Here is a 22,960-nt window from a genome sequence, read left to right as displayed (position 1 = left end):
ACCCATTTTCACCTCCATAATTTTGCAACTAACGGATTAATCCCACATATTGAATAATCTTTTAACTTAAATTTTTAATCAATGAAAACAATTTTACGATTTACCCCCCCCCACTAATGTCTTAAGGATAGTTGGGTACTTGATTATCATCTTTTTCGTAACTACAGGATGTGTAGTTGACCAAGAAGAAATAATTAAGAAAGATGGAGATCTAAATTTGAACGAGGCTTTATTAAACCAAATTGATTCCCTCAACCGAACAGAGGTATTTCCCCAAGGTAACGTTGCCGGAAAGACAAAGCCCATCAAAAGGCACATCAACCAAGGTAGTTACCGTCAAGATGTAAATTCTAAAAATGAGAAAATCCACATCTTTACAATCATGTATGATGATTTGTCTTTCCCGGCACCCCTAGAGAGCAATCATCTTAATGAAGTAGAAGCCGCTTACAAAAAGCTTCAAAGCAAAGTAGTAACTGAACTAATAATTGTAGAAAAAGGAGTCGGAAATTTTGAAACCTATATTCTAAAAATTGTACCTGATTTCTCTTACAAGGTTAGGAACAGACAAATAACCTACAACAAGTTGCCTGAAGATTTTAAAGGCACTTATAACTGGTACAATTGGAATGAAGAAGCTGTTTTAGCCGTAGAGTTAGAGGATGGTGCTACCAAGTCAACAATAACCCCGGAAAGAAACAGTAAGAAGAAAATATTCGAAAATAATGCTTCCTATTGTGTAACCACCATCACCTATGATGTTTGGTCAGTAACCACATCTAGTGGAACAACCTATCACGTTAGCACCTCCTCCTCTTCAAAGTGTTATCATGTCCCAGGATCTCAAGGTTCTCAAGATGCCTCTTTGGAACCGCCTTCTGATGATCTTGGTGGCGGCGGTGGTGGAGGTGGAGGTGAAACTCTAGACCCTGTAATTGATGAAGAAGAGATCATCAATTATATAGAAGAAAAATATAAAAAATTAAATGATTGTGAAAAAAGTACAGTAAGAAATTCCATATACAACGGAAATCTACATAATATTTACAAGATTTATGAAAATTCTATATTAGCTGACGAAAAAACAAAAGATTTTTTTGGTCCAAATGGGGGAGGAAACAATCACAATGACTGTGGTGATGCATTTAGGCACGCTTACTGGAATGCCTTAAATGTCATATCAACGAATAATGTACCATTATCAAAACAGTTTGCAGATGCTCATGAATGTGATACTCCATCCAATAGAGAAATGGAAAAAATTATGGATTTACACAATAATCAAGTTGGGAGAGACATAGGTCTTCTTGCAAACAATACAAATGTGGCCAATCTTGTTTTACAAGCTCTATATAGAGGTGATTTGGTGGTTTTAGACCAAGTAAACCAATACAATCAAATAATTCCTGGATTGACCGAAATTGTTACTTCAGACATTTTATGCAATTAATCCATGAAAAAAAACATTCTAACCGCCATAATAATATTAAGTTCTCTTTTGCTTATAATTATTTTATTTAAAACCAATACAGAATTTCAACACATTGAAGATGTTTCGAAAAAACAAACATTATTCTTTAAAACGGATTCAGAAAGAGTGGTAACGAAAATCATAACAGTTGTCGGAGAAGTGGATGGAGTATTTTCCCTAAACGGGCTGGATTCCTTTGGGCCGGGAAAAATCAATCAGGAATTCAGAAGTGATTGGTATGACAATAAAATTACTATCGAATATGAGCCAGAAAATGTCACCAAGGGCAATTTAAAAATTAAAGTTGAATTGTATTGAAAAAAGGCTCCCTTTCCGGGAGCCTTTCTTTTTAATCTATTTTTCATCTGTGCATCTGTGGCAATCTATATCACCTAAACTTCCCCTTCAGCATCGCCAGCTTCGCAGCCAGATCGCCTTCGGGTTCCTTTTCCTCTCTTGGGCGCCTTCCGCCGCCTTTTCCGCCCTTGGGCCTTTCGGCAAAGGGGTCGGACTTCATGCTCAGGCCTATTCTTTTTCTGCCCAGATCCACTTCCATCACGGTCACCTCCACCTTCTGATTGACGGTTACCACCTCGTTGGGATCGGAAACGTACTTGTCGGCCAAGTGGCTCAGGTGGACCAGGCCGTCCTGGTGTACCCCCACGTCTACGAAGGCACCGAAGTTGGTGATATTGGTCACCACTCCAGGAAGCTTCATGCCTACCTGCAGGTCCTTCATCTCGTTGACGCCTTCCTGGAAGCTGAACACTTCAAAAGTCTCGCGCGGATCCCTGCCCGGCTTAGAAAGCTCGGCCATGATGTCCTGAAGGGTTGGCAGACCGATGGTCTCGGAAACGTAGTTCTTCAACACCACCTTCTGTCTCAATTCCTCGCTGCTCATCAGATCGCTCACGTCCACACCCAAGTCAGCGGCCATTTTTTGCACCACCGTATAACTTTCCGGGTGAACGGCACTTCTGTCCAAGGGATTGATGCCGTTTCTGATCCTCAAAAAGCCCGCTGCCTGTTCATAGGCCTTGTCGCCCAGTCTAGGCACCTTTTTGATTTCCTCACGGCTTTTGAAAGGACCGTTTTCGTCCCTGTATTTCACGATATTCTGAGCCAGTGACGGGCCAAGGCCTGACACATAGGTCAGCAACTGCTTGGAAGCGGTGTTTACCTCCACACCCACGCCGTTTACACAGCTCATTACGGTGTCGTCCAGTGAGCTTTTGAGGGCATTCTGGTCCACGTCGTGCTGGTACTGCCCCACCCCGATGGATTTGGGGTCGATCTTTACCAGTTCGGCCAATGGATCCATCAACCTCCTGCCAATGGATACGGCTCCCCTTACGGTCAGGTCATGGTCGGGGAATTCCTCCCTGGCCACATCCGAAGCCGAATAGATGGAAGCGCCGCTCTCGTTGACCATCACCACGATGACATGTTTTGGAAGGCCCAATGATTTCACAAAGGATTCCGTCTCCCGGCTGGCCGTACCGTTGCCGATGGCAATGGCTTCGATTTGGTGCTTTTCTACCAAGTGTTTCACCAAAGCACCGGATTCAGCAACCTTTCTGTTTTCATGGGGATAAATCACATCATAGCCCAGCAATTGCCCCTGGGGACCCAAACAGACGGTTTTACAGCCAGTCCTGAAACCAGGGTCAATGGCCATCACAGCCTTTTCGCCTAATGGAGCGCCCAAAAGCAGCTGTCTGAGGTTTTCAGCAAAGACCTTGATGGCCTCTTCGTCGGCTTTCTTTTTGGTATAAAGCCTTACCTCTGTTTCCATGGAAGGCTTCAGCAAGCGCTTGTAGGCATCCTTGATGGCGATTTTGACCTGTTCCACAGCAGTATTGGCAGCACCCTGAACCACGATCTTTTCCATCAGGGCGATGGCGTCCAGTTCCTCCGGCTGGGAATCCAGCATGAGGAAAAGCTCCTTTTCTCCCCTTCTCATGGCCAGCACCCGGTGGGAAGGGGCTGTCTTGATGGGTTCGGACCAGTCAAAGTAATCCTTGTATTTCTGCGCCTCTTCCTCCTTGCCGGGAATCACCTTGGAGGTGAATTTGCCCTCGTTGATGAAAAGGTCCCGCATCTGCTTTCTGAGCTCCACGTTTTCGTTGATCCATTCGGCGATGATGTCCCTCGCACCCTGTAGGGCTTCCTCGGTGGAGTTTACCTCTTTTTCCGCATCCACATACTGGGCTGCTTCGGCTTCCAGGTCAAATGACTCCTGTTCAAATATCTTGTTGGCCAATGGCTCCAGCCCTTTTTCGCGAGCGATGGTGGCCTTGGTCCTTCTTTTTGGTTTGTAAGGCAGGTAAAGATCTTCCAATACGGCCATGGTTTCGGCGGCATTGATTTTCTCCTCCAGTTCGGGGGTGAGTTTTTCCTGCTCCTTGATGGACTTGAGGATGGCCTCCCTCCTTTTGTCCAGGTCGCGCAGCTGCTGCACACGGTCCCTAATACTGGCCACCTGAACCTCGTCCAGGCTTCCGGTCACTTCCTTTCTATAGCGGGAAATAAAGGGCACGGTAGCTCCTTCATCCAATAAGGCCACCGTATCGGTCACCTGCTTGAGTTTGACGCTCAGCTCCTCGGCAATCTTGAGGTAATGGTTGATGTTCATGTTTTTGATGCTAATGTACAGACCGGCCGGCACCTGAATAAGGCCTTTCCGATCGGATGATTTTAGGCTTGCAAGTTAAGGCTAATGCCAGAGTTTTCTTAAAAGAAGCGCCGGAAATTCAGAGATGGAAAAGTAAAGAGTTGGAAATCAGGAAGAGGAATCGAAGCGAACAAGGGGACAAGGAGTTTCACAGAGTTACAATTAGAGTTACACAGAGTTGCTGCTTCGCAGAAGAAATTTCACGCAGCGGCGCAGAGAAAGACGCAAAGGTCGCAGCGAAAAAATATGGTAGAGCATAAAGTTTCAAAGTTGTAATGCCAGCCTTGGAACAACGGAAACTCCATTATTAATTCCTAATTTTACATTTTCAATTATAATATTTTCGATATGAGATCAAGCATTTTAACCATCTCCATAATCCTTTTCCTTATAGCTCCAGCCATAGCACAAGCCCAATCCAAACCTGTGGTCCTAGTGGCTTATTACAGTCCGTCCGGACACACTAAAGCCATGGCGGAGGCGGTGGCCAGGGGGGCGGAAACCGGGGAAGTGGAGGTGGTTCTTAGGTCCATTGAAGATATTTCTGAGGAGGATGTATTAAAAGCAGGGGCCATTGTATTAGGTTCACCGGTCTATAATGCCAACATAGCACCGGCCGTGCAGGAGTTCATCAACTCCTGGCCTTTTGAAGGCAGGCCTTTGAAGGACAAGATCGGGGCGGCATTTGCAACGGGAGGCGGCATATCCATCGGGGAGGAACTGGTGATGCTCAACATCATACACTCCATGCTGATCCACGGCATGGTCATCGTAGGAGGCCAGGAGACTGAGGCTGCCTTCGGTGCCTCCGCCATCACCGGTGAGGGAGAGTATGCGGGTAAGGCCGTTCAGGAGGTTTTCCTGAAGAAAGCTGAGGGCCTGGGAAAACGGGTGGCGGAAATGGTGGTGAGAATGAGCCCATAGCTGAAAAATTTCTCGCAACGGACACAGAAATCCGCAACGACTTCAGCGGAAGTCAAATTTGAATCATCTCCAAATAAGGGCTAAAAATCCGACAACCAAAGCTTAATTTTGCCTGATTAAAACAACAAATCCTCAAAATAAACATTTAGAAAGCATAACATTTTTCATTTTACTTTGTGCGACTCCCTTTTACTGCAAAAGGCACCCTGTCCCCAAGGTGCCTTTCGTCATTAATTTAAATTAGCTTTATTTCAAATCAAACCGGTCCAGGTTCATCACTTTGGCCCAAGCCTTTACGAAGTCTTTAACAAAACGCTCTTGCCCATCATTACAAGCATAAACTTCTGCAATGGCTCTTAGCTCTGAGTTGGAACCGAAGATCAGGTCCACACGGGTTCCTGTCCATTTGACCTCACCGGTATTGCGGTCACTCCCTACGAAAATCTTCCCTGCGTCCGAGGTTGCCTTCCAGGTGGTTTTCATATCTAGCAGGTTTTTGAAAAAATCATTCGTCAATTGGCCCGGTCTGTCGGTAAACACACCATGCTTGGACTGATCAAAATTGGTGCTGAGCACCCTCATCCCCCCTACCAGTACCGTTAACTCCGGTGCAGTGAGTGTCATCAACTGCGCTCGATCGATAAGCATTTCCTCTGCCGAAGCTGAGATGTGCTCATGGTTGCCGAAGTAGTTTCGGAACCCATCCGCATTCGGTTCCAGCATGGAAAACTGTTCCTCATCCGTCTGCTCCTGACTGGCATCCGCCCTTCCGGGGGCAAAAGGAACTTTGACATCAAATCCCGCATCCCGGGCGGCTTTCTCCACTGCAGCACAACCTCCCAAAACAATCAGGTCAGCGAGGGAAACTTTCTTGTTTGTCGACAGGCTATCGTTGAAATCTTTTTGAATATGTTCAATTTTATCCAATACTTTGGAAAGCTCCTGAGGATTATTTACCTCCCAGTTTCGCTGGGGAGACAGGCGGATTCTAGCCCCATTGGCGCCTCCACGCATATCGGAATCTCGGTAAGTAGAGGCCGAGGCCCAGGCTGTGGTTACCAGCTGGCTTACCGAAAGCCCGGAATTCAGCAGTTTATCCTTCAGATCGGCGATATCATTTTCATCCACCATTTCATGTTCCACTGCAGGTATTGGATCTTGCCAGATCAATTCTTCTTGAGGGACCTCAGGCCCCAAATATCTGGACAAGGGCCCCATATCTCTATGCGTTAACTTAAACCATGCTCTTGCAAAAGCATCCGCAAATTCATCCGGGTTTTCATAGAAGTGCCTGGATATTTTCTCATAAGCAGGGTCCATTTTTAGCGATAAATCCGTTGTCAGCATAAAAGGCGCATGCTTTTTATTCGGATCATGTGCGTCGGGCACAGTACCTTCCCCAGCCCCACCCTTGGGTTTCCACTGGTGGGCGCCTGCTGGACTTTTGGTCAATTCCCAATCAAAGCCAAACAGATTTTCAAAGAAATTGTTGCTCCATTTGGTAGGGCTGGTTGTCCAGGTACCTTCCAAACCACTGGTAATGGTATCCCCAGAGTGGCCTTTGCCAAAAGTATTTTTCCATCCCATACCCATCTCAGCTATGTCTGCTCCGGCGGGCTCCGCTCCTACATATTCGCCTGGGTCTGCGGCACCATGGGTTTTTCCAAAAGTATGTCCTCCGGCAATCAAGGCAACGGTTTCATAATCATCCATGGCCATTCGGCCAAAAGTTTCCCTGATGTGATGGGCAGCATCAACAGGATCCGGGTTACCGTTTGGCCCTTCCGGATTGACATAAATCAGACCCATATGGGAGGCACCGAGTGGGCTTTCCAGGGTCCCGCCTTCATGACGCTCCTTATTGCCCAGCCACTCACCTTCCGAACCCCAATAGATGTCCTCTTCAGGCTCCCACACATCTACCCGGCCACCGCCAAAGCCGAAGGTTTTCAAGCCCATTGACTCCAGGGCCACATTCCCGGCTAGAATCATCAGGTCAGCCCAGGATAATTTTTTTCCATACTTCTGTTTGATAGGCCAAAGCAAAAGCCTGGCTTTGTCCAGGTTGGCATTGTCAGGCCAGCTGTTTAAGGGGGCAAAGCGCTGAGAACCAGAGCCCGCACCGCCACGTCCATCGGCAATTCTATAAGTACCCGCACTGTGCCAAGCCATTCGTATAAAAAATGGGCCATAATGGCCGTAATCGGCAGGCCACCAATCCTGGGAATCGGTCATCAGCTCAGTCAAATCTTGTTTTACGGCATTCAAGTCAAGCGTTTTAAATTCCTCCCGGTAATTATAGTCCTGCCCCATAGGATTGGAAAGGGATGAGTGCTGGTGCAGGATTTTAAGGTTAAGCATTTTTGGCCACCAGTCACGGTTGGTATATCCGCTGCCTGCAGTGGACCTCACGGCCCCGCTCAAAAATGGGCATCTACTGGATTCATTGGTATCCCATACTGGGGTGTTGGGAGCTGTGTTTCTGTCTTTGTTGTTTTCCATAGTTTAAAGTGGTATTATTTATATCTTCTTGATTGCTTACCACTAAAATTACAAAATCGGATAGATAAAACCTTACTTTTCTAACTATTAAAATCTATGGCAGATAGAGGGAATCTATGGGAAGACGGGAGACCGGAGACGGAAGACCGAAGTTTAAAATCTTTCGTGGATTTCGGTCATGATGCGGACCATTTCTTCGCGGATTTCGGCGGTTGGTCTCACGAAGTTGTTGTTCATAAATGCAAAGCGCAGCCTTTTCCCATTTCTCGTCTCCAATATCCCGCTTTGTAGGTGGGCATAAGTCAAGGTGCCGGTTTTGGCCCAAACAAAAGGCACCCCATTATCCAGCTGATAAGCACTTTTAAGAGTTCCGCTGATTCCTCCCACTGGCATCAGATCTTTTAACCTGTCTTCATCCCCTACCTTGTCTTTTATTTTCCCAATAAGGTGGATTATAGTTTCTGGAGTAAAGAGATTGAACCTTGATAAGCCGGAACCATCAGACCATTTGGGCTCAGCCGGAAGGTCAGCCATAAAATTTTCCAGACTGTGGTCGATTGCTTTTTTGATGCCCATCTCCCCATCCAGGGTCGAGGAGCATAACATCAAGATCTGTTCGGCCAAAAAGTTATCACTGGGCAACATCATGTGTTTGAGCAGGGAATCTGTGGGCACGCTATACAAGGTTCTGGCATCCTCCGGCATGGCAATATTGGTGAGCCTTACTTCTTTTTGAAGGGTATCAGCCAAGATTTGTGCAGTCAGATCTGATCCAACAGTGTAAAGCACCTTGCTTTCGAATTTCTCGGGAATAGGTAAGGCTGGGTAATTCAGGTCATACCCCACCTTGGCCCTTCGCAGGATAAATTTATCCTCAAGCAGTGCGGTATCCTGTTTGATGAATTGGGCTATTGAGGCAGGAAAACTTCTAAACCCTTCCGCACTTCCCATTACTTGTGCCGTATTGGCCGCGATGGGGATCGAATTAATATCCGCCCTCCAATTGCTGGGCTCCAATACGGAACTGCCATCTCTATCTATGGAAAGGTAAATGGTTTTCTCCTGATTCTTAAGAAAATCAAAGGCCCTTTGGTCCTCAAACTTCTCATGCAGGAATGTCGGATCCCCCGTCCCCCACACAATCAGGGAATCTCCCCGCTCCTCATATCTCAAAGCCGGAATGGAATCCCCAAGCATGTTGAGCGCTGCATAAAGGGTAAAAAGCTTGGTGTTGGAGGCTGGGAGGAAATACTTCTGGGAATTTTCCTCATAGATCACCCGCTCCTTTTCCTGGTCATACAGGACAAACCCTACAAAATGCTCCTGCATGATCTCAGACCGATCAAAAATCCGCTTGACCTGCCTCTTATTGAGCCTCTGAGCCTCGGCTTGTAAGGTGATGATAAGTACTAAAGCGGTAATTAGATATTTGGACATAATCAATTTCAAAGGGGACACAGAGTTAAGTAGAGTTTTAAAATGAGTTTCACAGAGTTGGAAAAGCTTCACGCAACGGCGCAAAGGGAAAATACGCCACGGACGCTGCAGTAATTCTCAAATTTTGTGACCCTATTTTTTCATTTCATTAAATGCTTTTTCAAGAAATCAGCCGTGGCTTGGTTTACTTTCACCATGTTGGCATACACCATCCAGTGGTGGGTGTCGTCAGGGATTACCAGGTATTCGTAAGGGATGTTGCGCTGCTCAAGTCTTCTAGCCAAATCCACGCTATGGCTGATGTTAACGTTCCTGTCATCACCGGCATGGATTAGCAACACAGGGGAAGTCCAGTTGTCCAGCATGGCCACCGGGGAAGAATCCCATGCCACCTGCCTGGCCTTTTCCAAATCAGGGGCTTGTTCAATCCCATCGGGGATTTTGATGTAGCCGTCCCTGTTATGCACTCCATGAATATCCACGCCTACGGCAAAAAGATCCGAGTCCAACCCTAAAGCAATAGCGGTGAGGTAACCGCCGTAGGAACCTCCATACACGCCAATTTTGTTTGAGTCCACCTGCTCTAGCTGCGCAAGGTATTCCCCTGCCGCTTTCACGTCCTGGTATTCCGAGGCGCCTGCAATGCCCGCTCCCTCAGGTTTGTGGAAATCATGGCCATAGCCGATCCCCATACGGAAGTTTACAGAAAGAACCACAAAGCCCTGGTTTGCCAAATATTGGTTAAGCGCGTAGGTGTTGGAGTAATAATCCATGTAGCTCCACCCTAGCAGCATCTGCCGCTGGGGACCACCATGCACAAATACCACTGCCGGTTTTTGGGAGTCACCACCCTCTTTTTCAAACAGCTGGCCATACACCTTTACACCATCCGCAGCTTCAAAACTCACCTGCTTGGGTTCCACGAAATGATCCAAAGGAAAATCCTCAACCAATCGGTCCAGGGACAACACTTTTATCTCTTTGCTTTCAATATCCATAACTGACGGCAATAAGGGCTGACGAAAATCTCCACTGAACATGGCTATACGGTCTGATTCACCGATAAAAAATGGATAGGCCTCTATCCCCTCTCCATCCGTTAACAATTCCATATCTGCCTCATCAAGTGATACCATTCCTATATGCCGGCGGTCAAGATCTTCAGGAGTGGAACCGGTGTTGGCCGAGAAGACGGCTCTTTTTCCATCCTTGCTCAAAGTGATGTGCTCCAACATAAAGTCTCCCTTAGTTAATTGGGTTACCACTCCCCCAACTTCCGGAATGGAATAAAGGTGCGGCCAGCCGTCTTTATAGCTGAGAAACACAATTCTATCAACAGCCCAATGCAAGTTGAAACCACCATGAGTAGTAGGCACAGAGCCTTCCAAAGTCTCTGGAGCTTTCCAGATTTGTTCAGCCTCTCCTGACTCCACATCAGCTGTCCATATGCTCCAAGGGCGGTGTTGCTGAACCAACAGGCTGTCCGGCTCTCCTCCGCCACCTGGCGTTCGCACAAATACTACCTTTTCTCCATCAGGAGACCATCTAGGCGAGCGATCTCTGGCAAATGCTGGTGCTAACCATTTTATGGATGTTTTCTCATCTGTGTATACACCTACGAAGGCATGATCGCCCCGTGAAGACACAAAAACAAGTCTTTTTCCGTCAGGAGACCACTCCAAGGAACCTGTCGATCCTTTGGAGGTGAAAAGTTTTTTGGCTGGCTCCTCATTTTCCAAATTAGCCATCCAGGCTTGTCCACCATGGATAAAAGCCAGCTTTTTACTATCTGAGGATAAGGTGGGTTGGTCGCCCTCACCGATCAGGATAGGCTTGCCTCCACTAAAAGGCACCTTCCATATTTCCACCTTTGGGGGAACGGGAAGACTGGTGGGATTGACATACACATGGGCATTTCCACCTCCATGCTCTCCTCCTCTCACATATACGACCCAATTGCCATCAGCGGAAATCTGGAGACTGCTGATCTCTTGGCCCTCGTCCTGATCATAATGGGTTAACTTTCTGGGCTCAAAATCCGGCCCTTCGGCCACATAAATATTCCGTTTTCCCTGCTCATTGAGGGCCCAAGCCATTTTATCAGAACCTGAGCAAGTCGTTAGTTCGGACGGAAAAGGATAGGCAGTAACCTGTTCCATGGTGAAGTCCTGGGCGCTCAGCTTGCCGATGAAGAAAGTAAGAAGTATTAAGAAAAGATTCTTTTTCATGGTTGTTTTTTGGTTATTACTAATTCATCATCCGGCGTTCCTACCTCCCCGGCAGGCAGGCATCATTCGTTATTTTTTAAATGATGAATAGCGAATGATGAATGATGAATAATGAAGTAGCGCTCATTTTATCACATAGTCATATATTAACTTTGAAACCCTGGCCATGGCCTCCTTGCCTTGGTCCCTGTTTGCCAGATTTTTTGAAAGCAGAACCAATACATACTGACGGCCATCGGGAAGTCGGATGATGCCCGAATCGTGCTGGACGCCCGTGATAAAACCGGTTTTGTGAGCCACCACTACATTTTCCGGCAAATAAGCTGGGATAAGATCTCTATAATATTGGTCGGCCAGGATATCAAACATTTCGGCATCGGCCTCTTCATTGACGGCATCGCCATTTGCAATCGCTTCCATGATGACCATTAAATCATAGGCTGTGGTGGTATTGTTAAGCCCTTGATCAAATGCTTTTTGGTCCTCCACTCCCCTTTTAACCATAATATCAGCAGCTCCCAAATCTCTCATCGTCTGAGTAGTGCTTTCGGCCCCTATGAGGTCAATAAGAATATTGGTCGCAAGATTTGAACTTTTAATGATCATGGCGTAGGTGATGTCATAGATGGTGGCCTTTTTGCCAATCCGGTCATAAAGCTCCTCCTCGCTGTCCACCCCCAGCTGCATGCTATATAGGCTCCCATCCACAATACTTTTGAATTCATTGTGCACCTGGATAGAGTCCGAGACATTGAATTTACCTGCTGCAGCCTGCTTGTACACCTCGATCATAACAGGGGTTTTCATGGTGCTGGCAGCATGGAAGTTTTCCATTTCGTTGATCAGGATCTCTTCACCTGAGCCGTCGAGTAATCGAAAGGCTACCGCAAAGTCCCCTTCCGCCGTGGACAATTCCTCCTGAATCTCCTGCTTGAGGGTTTCAATGTCCTTTTCCTCCTGGGCAGCAGGACTACAGGCGGCAGCCATCAGCAAGCCGCATGTGGCAATCAATAGTTTTCTCATATTATTTTCTGATAATAATTCCTGATCGGTTTTTAAACTCTTTTCCTTCTTTGGCTATTTCTCCATTAACAATCACCAAATCAAAGCCCTTTGCCAATTGTGCGGGGTTTTCATAAGTAGCCATTGCCTTGATTTGGGCTGGGTCAAACATAACCAAGTCGGCTTTGTAACCTTCCTTAATCAAGCCCCGCTTTTCCAATTTTACGTTTTGGGCAGCAAGGCCGGTCATTTTATGGATAGCTTCCTCAAGTTTCAGAATGGGCTCATTGCTGACATAGGATTCTATGATCTTGGCAAAAGTTCCATGCCCTCTGGGGTGGTTGCCAGTAAGGCTTCCATCGGAGCAAACATTTACATAGGGATCTTTTAGAAACTCCTTCATTACCGTTTCGTCCATCACAAAATAGGCAGCACTTGTCCCCGTAGGGCCTATATCTTCCATCAATACCTTTTCAAAAGGTTTTCCTTTCTCTTCAGCTACTTGTTTTAAAGTCTTTCCCCTGTACTCTCCTGTCCCAAGCAGTGTTGCTTCAGGACCGTTTCTTAAGTTGACACGGTTTCGCAGGTAAGTCAGGAGTTCATCGCCACGGTTGGCCACTACTTCGTTGTAATCGGCTGGTGCCTTGGCCCATTCTGGAAACAAGATGGAAATGCTGGTATAGGATGCCTCATAGGGATAAAGATCTGCCGTCACGGTATAGCCCTTTTTCCTGCTTTCTTCCAAAATACCCAAGACCTCTTGTGCTCTTTCTTCACCTTTTGCATACACTACTTTTATATGCGACACATGCACCGGGCAGTGCTCACCTAGCGATAGAAACTCGTCAAGCGAATCCTCAATGGCGTCATCATCCTCATTTCTCATGTGGCTCATCATGACTCCATCATGATCGCCCACAACTTTGGCCACTCTTGCCAGTTCTTCTTTTTTGGCCACATAGCCTGGGTTGTACTCCAGCCCGGTGGTGACACCAAAAGCACCTGCTTCCATGGCTTCGGCCACCAGTTTTTCCAAATTCTTCAATCCCTCTTCAGTTGGGTTTTTGTCATATTCAATACCTGAAAGCATTCTCAACGTACCATGGCCCACAAACATAGCCACATTAACACCTGGGTTGACAGCATTTACTTCCTCCATCCAGGAATTTAAGTCTGTTGTTTTGGGGCTGGAACCATCCTGGCCCATAAAAATGGTCGTCACACCCATGGCCAAAAAGTTGGGGAATTCTGGTGTTGCGAGAGGGTCCCCGTGGGTGTGGGTGTCAATAAAGCCCGGCGCTAACACCTTTCCTTCAGCGTCGATAGTTCTGGTGGCCTGCGGGGCGTTATTTAAGTCTTTTGTGATTTTGGCAATTTCGTCTCCATTAATAAAAACATGGCCTTCGTAGGCCTCATCTCCACTGCCGTCAACGATTTTGGCGTTCTTGATCAGCAGGTCAAATGTTTCCTGTGCGGAGTCACTTTGTTGACAGGATATAAAAATGACAGACAATAGTCCAAGTAGGTATTTGCTCAGATGCATGGTACTTCAGTTTGGGTGAAAAGCAAAGAAAAAGACTTCCATAAAATATGGAAGTCTTTTTATATATAAGGTTATAAATTATTCTGCAGGTTGTGCCACCGTCACTACTCGGTTGATGCTTCCTCTATTGGTTAGGGAATTGGCAGTTTCAACTTCAATCCACAAAGTGATGGCTGTTCCTGGCTCCAAGTCCGCTGGAACCGTGTAGGTAAAGGAATCTTCGTAAGAATCTCTCAGGTTGTGGCCTGTGATATCTTTGGAAGCGGCTACGGTTTCATTTCCACCGATGATCTGAATCAAACGAAGGTTGGTTACCGGTTCGTGTTCAGAGTAATAGCGGAAATTAGCTGTTACATCTGCGCCAGGGGCAGCAGTGGTGCTAGACACTGTAAAGACAGGTATCGAGGCCACACGACCCACAAGGTCATATCCTTCGTCATATTCCTCAAAACAAGAGGTGAGACCGACCATCATAATCATGGTCAATATGGCTATATATTTTTTCATCATCATTTGTTTTTAATTAAAGGTCCCAGAACACTTTTACTGTTGGAGAACCGGTCGGGATATTGCCCGAGTTGTTGTCCAATTCAGAAGTTGGATAAAGGAATCTTCTAGGGAATACATCATTGGTAAAGTTATCATCTGCCGGCTCCAAGAAAGGAATTCCGCTAGCAGTTCCTTCTGCACCAGCAGGGATACTTCTTCTCCAATCTGCCCAAGATTCAGTCTTTAAGAACATGTCGATATGCTTCTCGTTGAAGATTCTCTCCATACCATTTGCTTCCATGGTAGCGGCCGTCTCAGATCCGAAGGCTGCAATGTAGGCAGGGCTGGCAGTACCAGTTACCCTCAAAAGAGAAGCTTCCACTGCTTGGTTAAAGGCTTCAGCGGCCAAAGCATACTGCCCTAGTCTCTGATGCGCTTCTGCTTCAATAAACTTCAATTCAGAATAAGTCATGATGCTGGTTGGAGCATCTTCTCTATTCAAATAAGGACCTACTCTGGACACATTGCTTGGAATGGAAGCAGCGCCATATTCTGCGCCTACAAATCCACCGGCAGAGTTTGGTCCGATGAAGTAAGGAAGACGTGGATCATTTTCACCTGGTCCAATTCTGTTTTCCAACATATCAATGAATCTCTGAGCCACGGCAATGTTATTTTGGCCGAAAGAACCCAATAGGAATCCAAACCAAGGCCCCGCAGCATCCGCTGAATTACCGAAAACGGTATTCAAGTCATCAGCATTGCTTTCAAACGCTCCAGCGTTGATGGCTGCCAATGCGTTAGTAGCTGAACCCTGAGGATCTACTTTGCTCAAGTGGTTGTAATATCTGGCTTTCAAAGAATTGGCAGCCTTGATCCATCTTGGAAGAGAAGTGCTTCTCCAGGCACCTTCGTTGGCTGCTGGGTACACCAAATCGTTGGCAGCTGGTGAAATGGTACTTTCACTTTGAAGATCAGCGATTCCCTCGTCCAAAAGTCGGAAAACCTCTTCATAAACCTGCTCTCCAGAGTCATATACCGGCTGAGGAAACTCATCAATGTTCAATGCCTGAGAATAAGGCACGTCTCCCCAAAGATCCACCAAATAACCCAATAGCAAGGCTGATTGAATTTTGGCAACACCTCTATAGTGGAAAGCCTGATTTTCAGTTGAAATGTCGATAATGTTTTTCAAATCTATCAATGAACCCGTATAGAAATGATTCCAAGGGGTATTGAAATTTGGCGGCACATATGCATAGAAGGTTACGTTCTGCTGAACGTTAAGGGTACCTGTCATATATTGAAGTAGGATACCCGTGGCTTGGGAAGTGAAGTCTCCCACGGCCCAAGTCATATTGGCCTGTGTAGCGGGAAGTAATACATTCACCCCTACCTCAGTCACTGCATTGGGGTTGACATTTGCTTCCTGCAAATCACAACCAGCAGTAGAAAGAAGGAGCGCTCCTGCCAAGCCATTTATAATTTTTTTCTTTATTGATTTCATTTGATCTCTTTTTTGAAACGAAAATTAGAATTGAGCTGACAAGTTGATACCAACTGTTCTTGTGGTCGGAGTACCAAAAGCATCCACACCGATAGAAGAGTTAGGACCTGCAAGGTTTGTCTCAGGATCCACACCCGTATAGGCAGTGAATAGCAATAAGTTTCTACCGTACAAGCTGACGTCAAGGTTTCTCATTTTCAATCTGTTGGCTATTGCCGCTGGCACTTGGTAAGTCAGGGTGATATCTCTCAAACGTACCCAAGAACCGTCTTCGATAAATCTTTCAGCAATATCTCTGTTACCAGTAGTATTGTTGTAATATCTCGCATCATCGATTACTACAGGGATGTCGTTTGGAGTACCATCTCCTTTCACACCTCTAAAGATAACCTGGCTGCCTCTGTCTTCGGTAAACTCACCTATACCTTGAGCTCTCATCCAGTTGGCGGTAACGTTAGCTACGTCTCCCCCTACCCTGATGTCCCAAAGGAAAGTCAAAAGGAAGTTTTTATATGAAAGGTTGTTTCTCAAACCTAAAAGGAAGTCTGGAGTAGGATCACCGATGATGATGTCACCAGAAGGGTTATCATCAGAAGGAAGAACCCTTTGAGGGTAACCATTTTCATTGATGATTTTATTACCCTGATCATCTCTCAAGAAACCTGTACCCATGAAGATACCATAAGGCTGTCCTTCAATCAAGGATGGTCTCAAGTTACCGAAACCTGCAAGGGCATAGCGGTCAACTGGAAGATCCAACACGGTGTTTCTGTTTCTGGAGAAGTTGGCCACGATATCCCACTTGAAGTCACCCACAAATGGAGAGGCATTGGCAACAATCTCCCAACCTCGGTTTTCGATAGTACCTGCATTGATCCATCTGGAAGAGAAACCGGTACTTCCCGGCTCAGATACCGCAATAATTTGGTCAACGTTTCTTTCTCTATAGTAAGTCACGTCCAAGCCAAGTCTGTTTTCTGCAAACCTGAATTCACCCCCGAATTCCCAAGTTTTGTTTCTCTCAGGACGAAGGTTGGGATTACCCGCAAGACCTGCAAGTTGCACCCCACCTACACCAGATGGAAGTGGGAACACTAGGCTACCACCCCATGCACCACTCACTGAAGAACGGCCGAAGTAAGTTTGATCTCTATATGGGTTAGTATCTCTACCAGCTTCAGAGTAAGAAGCTCTTAATTTACCAAAGCTGAAGAATCCCTGGTCGATGTTCAAGGCTTCTGTAAACACCAAACCAGTACCTACAGAACCGTAGAAGAAGGAGTTGTTAGGAGGCAACAAAGTTGAAGTCCACTCATTTCTTCCCGTCGCTTCCAAGAAAGCATAGTTACGGAAATCCAATGAAACCCTGGAGAATACCGCTGCAGTCTGCTTCAATTCAGTGAATTGATCCTGCACAAGGTTGGTCTGTGCATTAGTGATTCGATAAAGGCCTGGAATGGCCAGATTTCTACCGTCAAAGAATTGCATTCTGTATGATCTAGAATAGAAGTTTTGACCTACCATACCCTGTAGGTTGAAATCTTCACCCAACTGCGTGTTTGCCGTAATGATTAAATCAGAGTTAAGCAATCTATCATTATAAGTAGTCTCCTGAACTCTACCACCCGGAAGGGCATCGCCACCGAATGAACCTACAGCCCACTGCTGGTTTCTCTTATCCGAAGATACATCAGTACCGATTCTGTACATGATGTTCAACCAATCCAAAGGATCATAATTGGCTTGGATAAACCCGATTACTCTGTTTACCTCATCTGTATAAGGGTTGTTGTTCACTGTCCAGAAAGGGTTATCTGGAGAGTTATCTCTAAACGCCCTTTGTCCACCATCCGGTCTCAACCAACCTAAGCTGTTGTCATAACTTGGAGGAGTTCTGAAAGAACCCTGCACAACATCAGAGAAGTTATCCCCTCTTCCGAATCTTGTACTTGTAGAGTGCACATAGTTAGCAGAGGCCGTTACTCTAAGTTTTTCAGTCAAAGAGGACTCCCCTGTCACCTTAAATGATCTTCTGTTGTATTCATTGTTAGGAATGATACCCGTCTGGCTGAAATCCGCCAAGGATACATAGAAAGAGCTATGCTTGTTACCAGTTGAAATACTGATACTGTTGTCCAACGTCAAACCGTCTTGGAAGAAAACGTCTTGGTTGTTCACCGGATCCATCATTTGGTTGGTCGCGTTTGGATCGTTCATATCCACTAGATTCCCTCTTGGATCTCTATAAGTGGACTGACCATCAAATCTTAAAGTTGACAATGGTGGTCCAAAGTGACCAAAAGTTGTAGTTCCGTAAACACCTCTATCCCCTTGCGCATAAGTCATCTGTGCAGGGAAGTTCTGCATGATTCTGTCTACACCTGTATTGGAGCTGAAGTTTACAGAAAGGTTTTGGGTATCAGATCTGGATCCCTTTTTAGTGGTGATGATTACCACACCACTTGCAGCCTGGATACCATAAAGAGCGGTAGCCGCAGGACCTTTCAATACGTTCATGGATTCGATATCATTTGGATTGATATCAATGGCCCTGTTAGGGGTATCCACACTTGATGATCTGGAGCGAGTTCTGTATTCGTTGTTGATCGGAATACCATCGACTACGAATAGAGGCTGGTTTTCTCCTGAAATGGAAGACATACCCCTAATCACTATACTTGAGGCAGCACCGGCCGAACCACCCTGACGGGTTACCTGCACACCGGCAACTTTTGCGTTCAAGGCATCTACCATGTTAGGTTCACGGGAAAGTTGCAGTTCTCTACCTTTCACCTCTTGAGTGGAAGATACCAAGGCTTTTTTCTCCTGCTCGATACCGAAGGCCGTTACCACGACCTCGGAAAGCTGGGCAATATCAGGAACCAAAACCACATTTAGTTCACTTCTGTTTCTAACCTGAACTCTCTGTCTGGTATAGCCAATAAAAGAGAACTCCAGGGTAGCATCCCCTGAAGGCACCTCAATGGAATACTCTCCATCAAGATCCGTCACCGCACCAGTGGTCGAACCCTGTACCAGTACGCTCACTCCCGGCAAAGGCCCACCATCCTCTTGGGAGGTCACTTTTCCTGTCACTGTAATCTGGGCATACGAGGGTATGGCCAGCAAAAACAGCATCAGAAAAAAGACTGATTTTGTACAATTTTGCATCATTTACTTTGAAATTTTGGGTGTAACATAGATTAAAATATTTAAGGTTGAAGTTAAAGATCAATTATGCAGACACTTGCCCCCTAGCAGGCTGGCTAAAAAAACCGGTCGAAAAATCCTCAAAGCTGATGAAAAAGGCGCAGCAAACATTTTTCGATTTTAATAAACTTTAAGAATTAAGGCTAATTTTGGTTAATTTTTTAAGATTTTCAAACATTCCCCCCAAAAATCCCAACCATTACACCAACGGCAGTTTTAAATTATAAAAAAGGCAATGATAAAAATCTTATACAAAATTTTTAATTATGTCCCCTCCTCAGTATAAAAAATTTTTGAAGCTTGAGATTCTTGCTTTTATATGGAAAATAGGTCAGATAAAGGATCGAAAAATATTTTCACTAAAATTAAAAAAAAATGCCGATGGTTTCCATTTTCCATCGGCATTTATTGCTGCAATTATCAATTTAAGGTTCTAGTACCTCCACATTCTCGGCTACAGTTTCCTTTTCCGCCTTTATCTCCATCACAGCATCATCGGGTAAATTGTGGTGGGGGTTGATCGAAATATGCGGCGCAATCACCAATGCCACGATAGATATCAGCTTAATGAGGATATTCATGGATGGACCTGAAGTATCCTTAAATGGATCCCCTACGGTATCCCCAGTCACGGAGGCCTTATGGGGTTCAGAGCCTTTGTAATACATTTCCCCGTTGATTTCCACCCCTTTTTCGAAGGATTTCTTGGCATTATCCCAAGCGCCTCCGGCGTTGTTTTGGAAAATACCCATCAACACACCCGAAACGGTCACGCCGGCCAATAACCCACCCAATACTTCTGGTCCAAAAGCGAAACCTACTATAATGGGCGAAATCAATGCTATAGCACCAGGAGCCACCATCTCGCGAATAGACGCCTTGGTTGAAATCTCCACGCATTTATCATACTCTGGCTTGGCCTTGTACTCCATAATCCCTGGAATCTCCCTAAACTGCCTTCTTACCTCGTTCACCATGTCCATAGCAGCCCTACCTACAGCGGCTATGGCCAAAGAAGAGAAAATAAAAGGAATCATGGCCCCTACAAATAGCCCAGCCAATACATCAGCTTTATAGATATCTATAGAATTTATACCCGCTAAGCCAACATAGGCCGCAAACAAGGCTAATGCGGTCAAGGCCGCAGAAGCGATGGCGAACCCTTTTCCGGCAGCAGCTGTGGTATTGCCCACCGCATCAAGAATATCTGTTCTTTCCCGCACCTCTTTTGGAAGTCCCGACATTTCTGCAATACCACCTGCATTATCAGCAATCGGTCCGAAAGCGTCAATCGCCAACTGCATGGCTGTAGTCGCCATCATCCCTGCTGCCGCAATGGCCACACCATACAGACCTGCTGCCAAAAAGGAGGTGTAAATACCACCGGCCAACACAAGAATTGGAAGAACCGTAGACTCCATACCGACTGACAAGCCACCAATGATATTAGTGGCATGACCCGTTGAAGATTGCTTAATTATTGAGTTTACAGGCCTTTTGCCCATGGCAGTATAGTATTCCGTGATGATACTCATCAGGGCTCCCACTACAAGACCTATAAATACAGCTCCAAATACCCCCATCTTGGTAAAGGTAACCTCCGGGTTCCTCACCAGATTTAGCTCACCGGCCGGCAACATATAATCAATTATAAAATAGGAAGCACCCACCGTAAGGAGTATGGAAACCCAGTTGCCCATATTCAGGGCGGCCTGCACGCTGTCGGTGTCTTTTTTAATTCTAACGAAGAAAGTACCTATGATCGAAAACAACAATCCTACACCTGCAATCACCAACGGCAACAAAATCGGGGCAATACCTCCCATGTTGTCATTTGATATTATTTCACGTCCCAATACCATGGATGCCAAAATGGTGGCAACATATGACCCAAAAAGGTCAGCGCCCATACCGGCCACATCACCCACGTTATCCCCTACGTTATCGGCAATTGTTGCCGGGTTTCTGACATCATCTTCAGGGATGCCCGCTTCCACTTTTCCCACAAGGTCAGCGCCCACATCGGCCGCCTTGGTGTAAATCCCCCCACCTACTCTAGCAAAAAGGGCGATCGACTCCGCTCCAAGTGAAAAACCGGCCAAAACTTCCAAAGCTGTTTCCATCTCCATCCCGTTGACGTCTCCTCCCACGGAAAGGACAAACATATTATAGAATATTATAAATAAGGAGCCCATTCCCAAAACTGCCAAACCTGCCACGCCAAGTCCCATTACCGATCCACCGGTGAAGGATACCTGAAGGGCTTTTCGCAAACTGGTTTTGGCTGCCTGCGTGGTTCTCACGTTGGCCTTGGTGGCGATGTTCATCCCCACATAGCCTGCAAAGGCTGAAAGCACGGCTCCTATTACAAAGGAAATCGAAATGATCCAGCTCGAATTTTCAACCAGCGTGCCTGACCAGGCCAGAATGATCCCAGCAATAATGACAAAATAAATAAGCACTTTCCATTCTGCTTTTAGAAAAGCCATTGCCCCGCGGGCAATGTGTCCGGCGAGCTCTATCATATTTTGCTCTCCGGCATCCTGCTTGGACACCCAAGAAGATTTGATGGCCATTACGATCAGGCCAATTATACCCATTGCTGGGACCGCATACGTAAAGATTTGTTCCATGTTAATGTGGATTAATAGTGTTAGTTAACTTTAGCAAATATATTATTTATCACGCACCAGACAATTAATATGATGGTAATAGGTCAAAAATACAAAATATGTGCACATCAAAAAATCAACTCAAGGGCTATTTGTTACACTATAAATAAAAATTTAAGCTTAATTTTGACATTACCATAATTAAGACCATCAAATTTTACACATTTTAAAAATAGATTATTTTATCCATTCTAATAGTAACCTTATGCAAAACATGATCAAGGTCATTCAATGAGGGGAGTTAACCTGATTTAGAAAGCCTATGCTATTTTTGCTATCTTTAAGTTTTGCCAAGAACTATTAAAAAATGATGAAAGCAGTCAGCATAATTGAGCCTGGTGGAGCAGAGGTACTAAAGTTGGTGGAAAAACCCAAACCTGTTCCCAAGGAAGGAGAAGTTCTAATTAAAATAAAGGCCGCAGGTGTAAACCGACCCGATATCGCCCAACGGAAAGGACGGTATCCCGCTCCGCCAGATGCCCCTGCTGATATTCCAGGACTAGAAGTCTCAGGAGTAATTGAGGAAATCGGAGAAGGTGTTCCGTCTGATTTTCAAGGAAAAGAAATCTGCGCATTAATGTCCGGTGGGGGTTATGCGGAATATGCCTGTGCTCCTTGGCAACAATGCCTCCCTGTGCCGGAAGGGATCTCGCTGGAAGAGGCAGCCTCCTTACCCGAAACCTTTTTTACCGTTTGGAACAACGTATTTGACATTGCAAATTTCCAAAAAGGAGAAACCGTTTTGGTCCATGGCGGCAGTAGCGGCATTGGAGTGACGGCCATTCAGATGGTGAAGGCCATGGGTGGAAAAGTCATCATCACCGCCGGCTCTGATGCGAAGTGTAGGGCCTGTTTGGAATTTGGGGCTGACCTGGCCATAAATTATAAAACCCAGGATTTTGAACAAGAGATAAAAAACTCAACACTTAGTCAGGGCGTCGATATTGTGCTGGATATGATTGGCGGGGACTACACGCCCAAAAACATCCGAATAGTGAATCCGCATGGCAGAATTGTGATGATCAATGCCATGAAAGGTAAAAATGCAGAAGTGGATCTTATTCAAATCATGAAGAAAAGACTTGTGCTTACCGGGTCCACTTTGAGACCCCAATCGATTGAATACAAAGGGAAAATTGCAGATAAGCTGAAAGAGTACATTTGGCCACTCTTTCCTTTGAATTTAAAACCTGTGATTTTCAAAACCTTTCCTCTCCAAAATGCTTCCGAAGCACACAACATGATGGAATCCTCGGTGCACATTGGAAAACTTTTGCTCATAAATCCGTAATATAACTTAA

General features: G+C 45.7%; 14 protein-coding genes. 4 read left to right on the top strand and 10 right to left on the bottom strand.

What is annotated here, in order from left to right; genetic code table 11:
- Positions 1-139: 139 nt before the first annotated feature.
- Both KIH41_RS15400 and KIH41_RS15395 read left to right on the top strand, forming a co-directional pair.
- Positions 140-1,450 carry a DUF6973 domain-containing protein gene (locus KIH41_RS15400; protein ID WP_214162948.1) on the top strand — a complete coding sequence of 437 codons (1,311 nt, stop codon included), beginning with the start codon at positions 140-142 and terminating at the stop codon, positions 1,448-1,450.
- Positions 1,451-1,453: 3 nt separating this feature from the next.
- The gene (locus KIH41_RS15395) at positions 1,454-1,789 is read left to right on the top strand and encodes a hypothetical protein (protein WP_213945601.1); all 336 of its coding nucleotides are present in this window, start codon (positions 1,454-1,456) and stop codon (positions 1,787-1,789) included.
- A 70-nt stretch (positions 1,790-1,859) separates the two neighbouring features.
- Here the strand turns inward: KIH41_RS15395 and KIH41_RS15390 are convergent, their stop codons facing one another.
- Positions 1,860-4,106, bottom strand: a complete 2,247-nt coding sequence (locus tag KIH41_RS15390) for a Tex family protein (RefSeq protein ID WP_213945602.1) — start codon at positions 4,104-4,106, stop codon at positions 1,860-1,862.
- Between the two features lie 387 nt (positions 4,107-4,493).
- Between KIH41_RS15390 and KIH41_RS15385 the strand changes: the two genes are divergently transcribed.
- A complete protein-coding gene (locus tag KIH41_RS15385; RefSeq protein ID WP_214162947.1) occupies positions 4,494-5,069 on the top strand; it encodes a flavodoxin family protein in 576 nt (191 codons plus the stop codon).
- Positions 5,070-5,315: 246 nt separating this feature from the next.
- Here the strand turns inward: KIH41_RS15385 and katG are convergent, their stop codons facing one another.
- The 9 genes from katG to KIH41_RS15340 all read right to left on the bottom strand — a co-directional run bounded on the left by katG (position 5,316) and on the right by KIH41_RS15340 (position 21,620).
- A complete protein-coding gene (katG, locus tag KIH41_RS15380; protein WP_214162946.1) occupies positions 5,316-7,571 on the bottom strand; it encodes a catalase/peroxidase HPI in 2,256 nt (751 codons plus the stop codon).
- 153 nt (positions 7,572-7,724) lie between these two features.
- The gene (locus KIH41_RS15375) at positions 7,725-9,008 is read right to left on the bottom strand and encodes a D-alanyl-D-alanine carboxypeptidase (protein WP_214162945.1); all 1,284 of its coding nucleotides are present in this window, start codon (positions 9,006-9,008) and stop codon (positions 7,725-7,727) included.
- 140 nt (positions 9,009-9,148) lie between these two features.
- A complete protein-coding gene (locus KIH41_RS15370) occupies positions 9,149-11,236 on the bottom strand; it encodes a S9 family peptidase (RefSeq protein WP_214162944.1) in 2,088 nt (695 codons plus the stop codon).
- Positions 11,237-11,359: 123 nt separating this feature from the next.
- Positions 11,360-12,259 carry a serine hydrolase gene (locus tag KIH41_RS15365; protein WP_214162943.1) on the bottom strand — a complete coding sequence of 300 codons (900 nt, stop codon included), beginning with the start codon at positions 12,257-12,259 and terminating at the stop codon, positions 11,360-11,362.
- A 1-nt stretch (position 12,260) separates the two neighbouring features.
- Entirely contained in the window at positions 12,261-13,781 is a 1,521-nt protein-coding gene (locus tag KIH41_RS15360; RefSeq protein ID WP_214162942.1) for an N-acyl-D-amino-acid deacylase family protein, read from the bottom strand.
- A gap of 78 nt (positions 13,782-13,859) precedes the next feature.
- Entirely contained in the window at positions 13,860-14,294 is a 435-nt protein-coding gene (locus tag KIH41_RS15355) for a hypothetical protein (RefSeq protein WP_213945611.1), read from the bottom strand.
- Between the two features lie 10 nt (positions 14,295-14,304).
- Positions 14,305-15,777, bottom strand: a complete 1,473-nt coding sequence (locus KIH41_RS15350; RefSeq protein ID WP_214162941.1) for a SusD/RagB family nutrient-binding outer membrane lipoprotein — start codon at positions 15,775-15,777, stop codon at positions 14,305-14,307.
- Positions 15,778-15,801: 24 nt separating this feature from the next.
- Entirely contained in the window at positions 15,802-18,951 is a 3,150-nt protein-coding gene (locus tag KIH41_RS15345; RefSeq protein WP_213945613.1) for a SusC/RagA family TonB-linked outer membrane protein, read from the bottom strand.
- Positions 18,952-19,412: 461 nt separating this feature from the next.
- Positions 19,413-21,620 (bottom strand): sodium-translocating pyrophosphatase, encoded by a 2,208-nt coding sequence (locus KIH41_RS15340; protein ID WP_214162940.1) that lies wholly within the window; start codon positions 21,618-21,620, stop codon positions 19,413-19,415.
- Between the two features lie 346 nt (positions 21,621-21,966).
- On the opposite strand from KIH41_RS15340, the gene KIH41_RS15335 reads away from it, so the two are divergent.
- A complete protein-coding gene (locus tag KIH41_RS15335) occupies positions 21,967-22,950 on the top strand; it encodes an NAD(P)H-quinone oxidoreductase (protein ID WP_317194964.1) in 984 nt (327 codons plus the stop codon).
- The last annotated feature ends 10 nt before the right edge of the window (positions 22,951-22,960 follow it).

The sequence above is a fragment of the Litoribacter ruber genome (assembly GCF_018500185.1).
GTDB classification, from domain to species: Bacteria; Bacteroidota; Bacteroidia; order Cytophagales; family Cyclobacteriaceae; genus Litoribacter; species Litoribacter ruber.
The sequence above is the reverse complement of the archived record's forward strand: the minus strand, read 5'-3'. Positions and strand labels throughout refer to the sequence as shown.

Bases quoted from the DNA above. Each gene is read 5' to 3' on its own strand.
- katG (WP_214162946.1), bottom strand. From the start codon at position 7,571: ATGGAAAACAACAAAGACAGAAACACAGCTCCCAACACCCCAGTATGG.
- KIH41_RS15390 (WP_213945602.1), bottom strand. From the start codon at position 4,106: ATGAACATCAACCATTACCTCAAGATTGCCGAGGAGCTGAGCGTCAAA.
- KIH41_RS15370 (WP_214162944.1), bottom strand. From the start codon at position 11,236: ATGAAAAAGAATCTTTTCTTAATACTTCTTACTTTCTTCATCGGCAAG.
- KIH41_RS15385 (WP_214162947.1), top strand. From the start codon at position 4,494: ATGAGATCAAGCATTTTAACCATCTCCATAATCCTTTTCCTTATAGCT.
- KIH41_RS15350 (WP_214162941.1), bottom strand. From the start codon at position 15,777: ATGAAATCAATAAAGAAAAAAATTATAAATGGCTTGGCAGGAGCGCTC.
- KIH41_RS15345 (WP_213945613.1), bottom strand. From the start codon at position 18,951: ATGATGCAAAATTGTACAAAATCAGTCTTTTTTCTGATGCTGTTTTTG.
- KIH41_RS15355 (WP_213945611.1), bottom strand. From the start codon at position 14,294: ATGATGATGAAAAAATATATAGCCATATTGACCATGATTATGATGGTC.
- KIH41_RS15395 (WP_213945601.1), top strand. From the start codon at position 1,454: ATGAAAAAAAACATTCTAACCGCCATAATAATATTAAGTTCTCTTTTG.
- KIH41_RS15335 (WP_317194964.1), top strand. From the start codon at position 21,967: ATGATGAAAGCAGTCAGCATAATTGAGCCTGGTGGAGCAGAGGTACTA.
- KIH41_RS15340 (WP_214162940.1), bottom strand. From the start codon at position 21,620: ATGGAACAAATCTTTACGTATGCGGTCCCAGCAATGGGTATAATTGGC.
- KIH41_RS15360 (WP_214162942.1), bottom strand. From the start codon at position 13,781: ATGCATCTGAGCAAATACCTACTTGGACTATTGTCTGTCATTTTTATA.
- KIH41_RS15375 (WP_214162945.1), bottom strand. From the start codon at position 9,008: ATGTCCAAATATCTAATTACCGCTTTAGTACTTATCATCACCTTACAA.
- KIH41_RS15365 (WP_214162943.1), bottom strand. From the start codon at position 12,259: ATGAGAAAACTATTGATTGCCACATGCGGCTTGCTGATGGCTGCCGCC.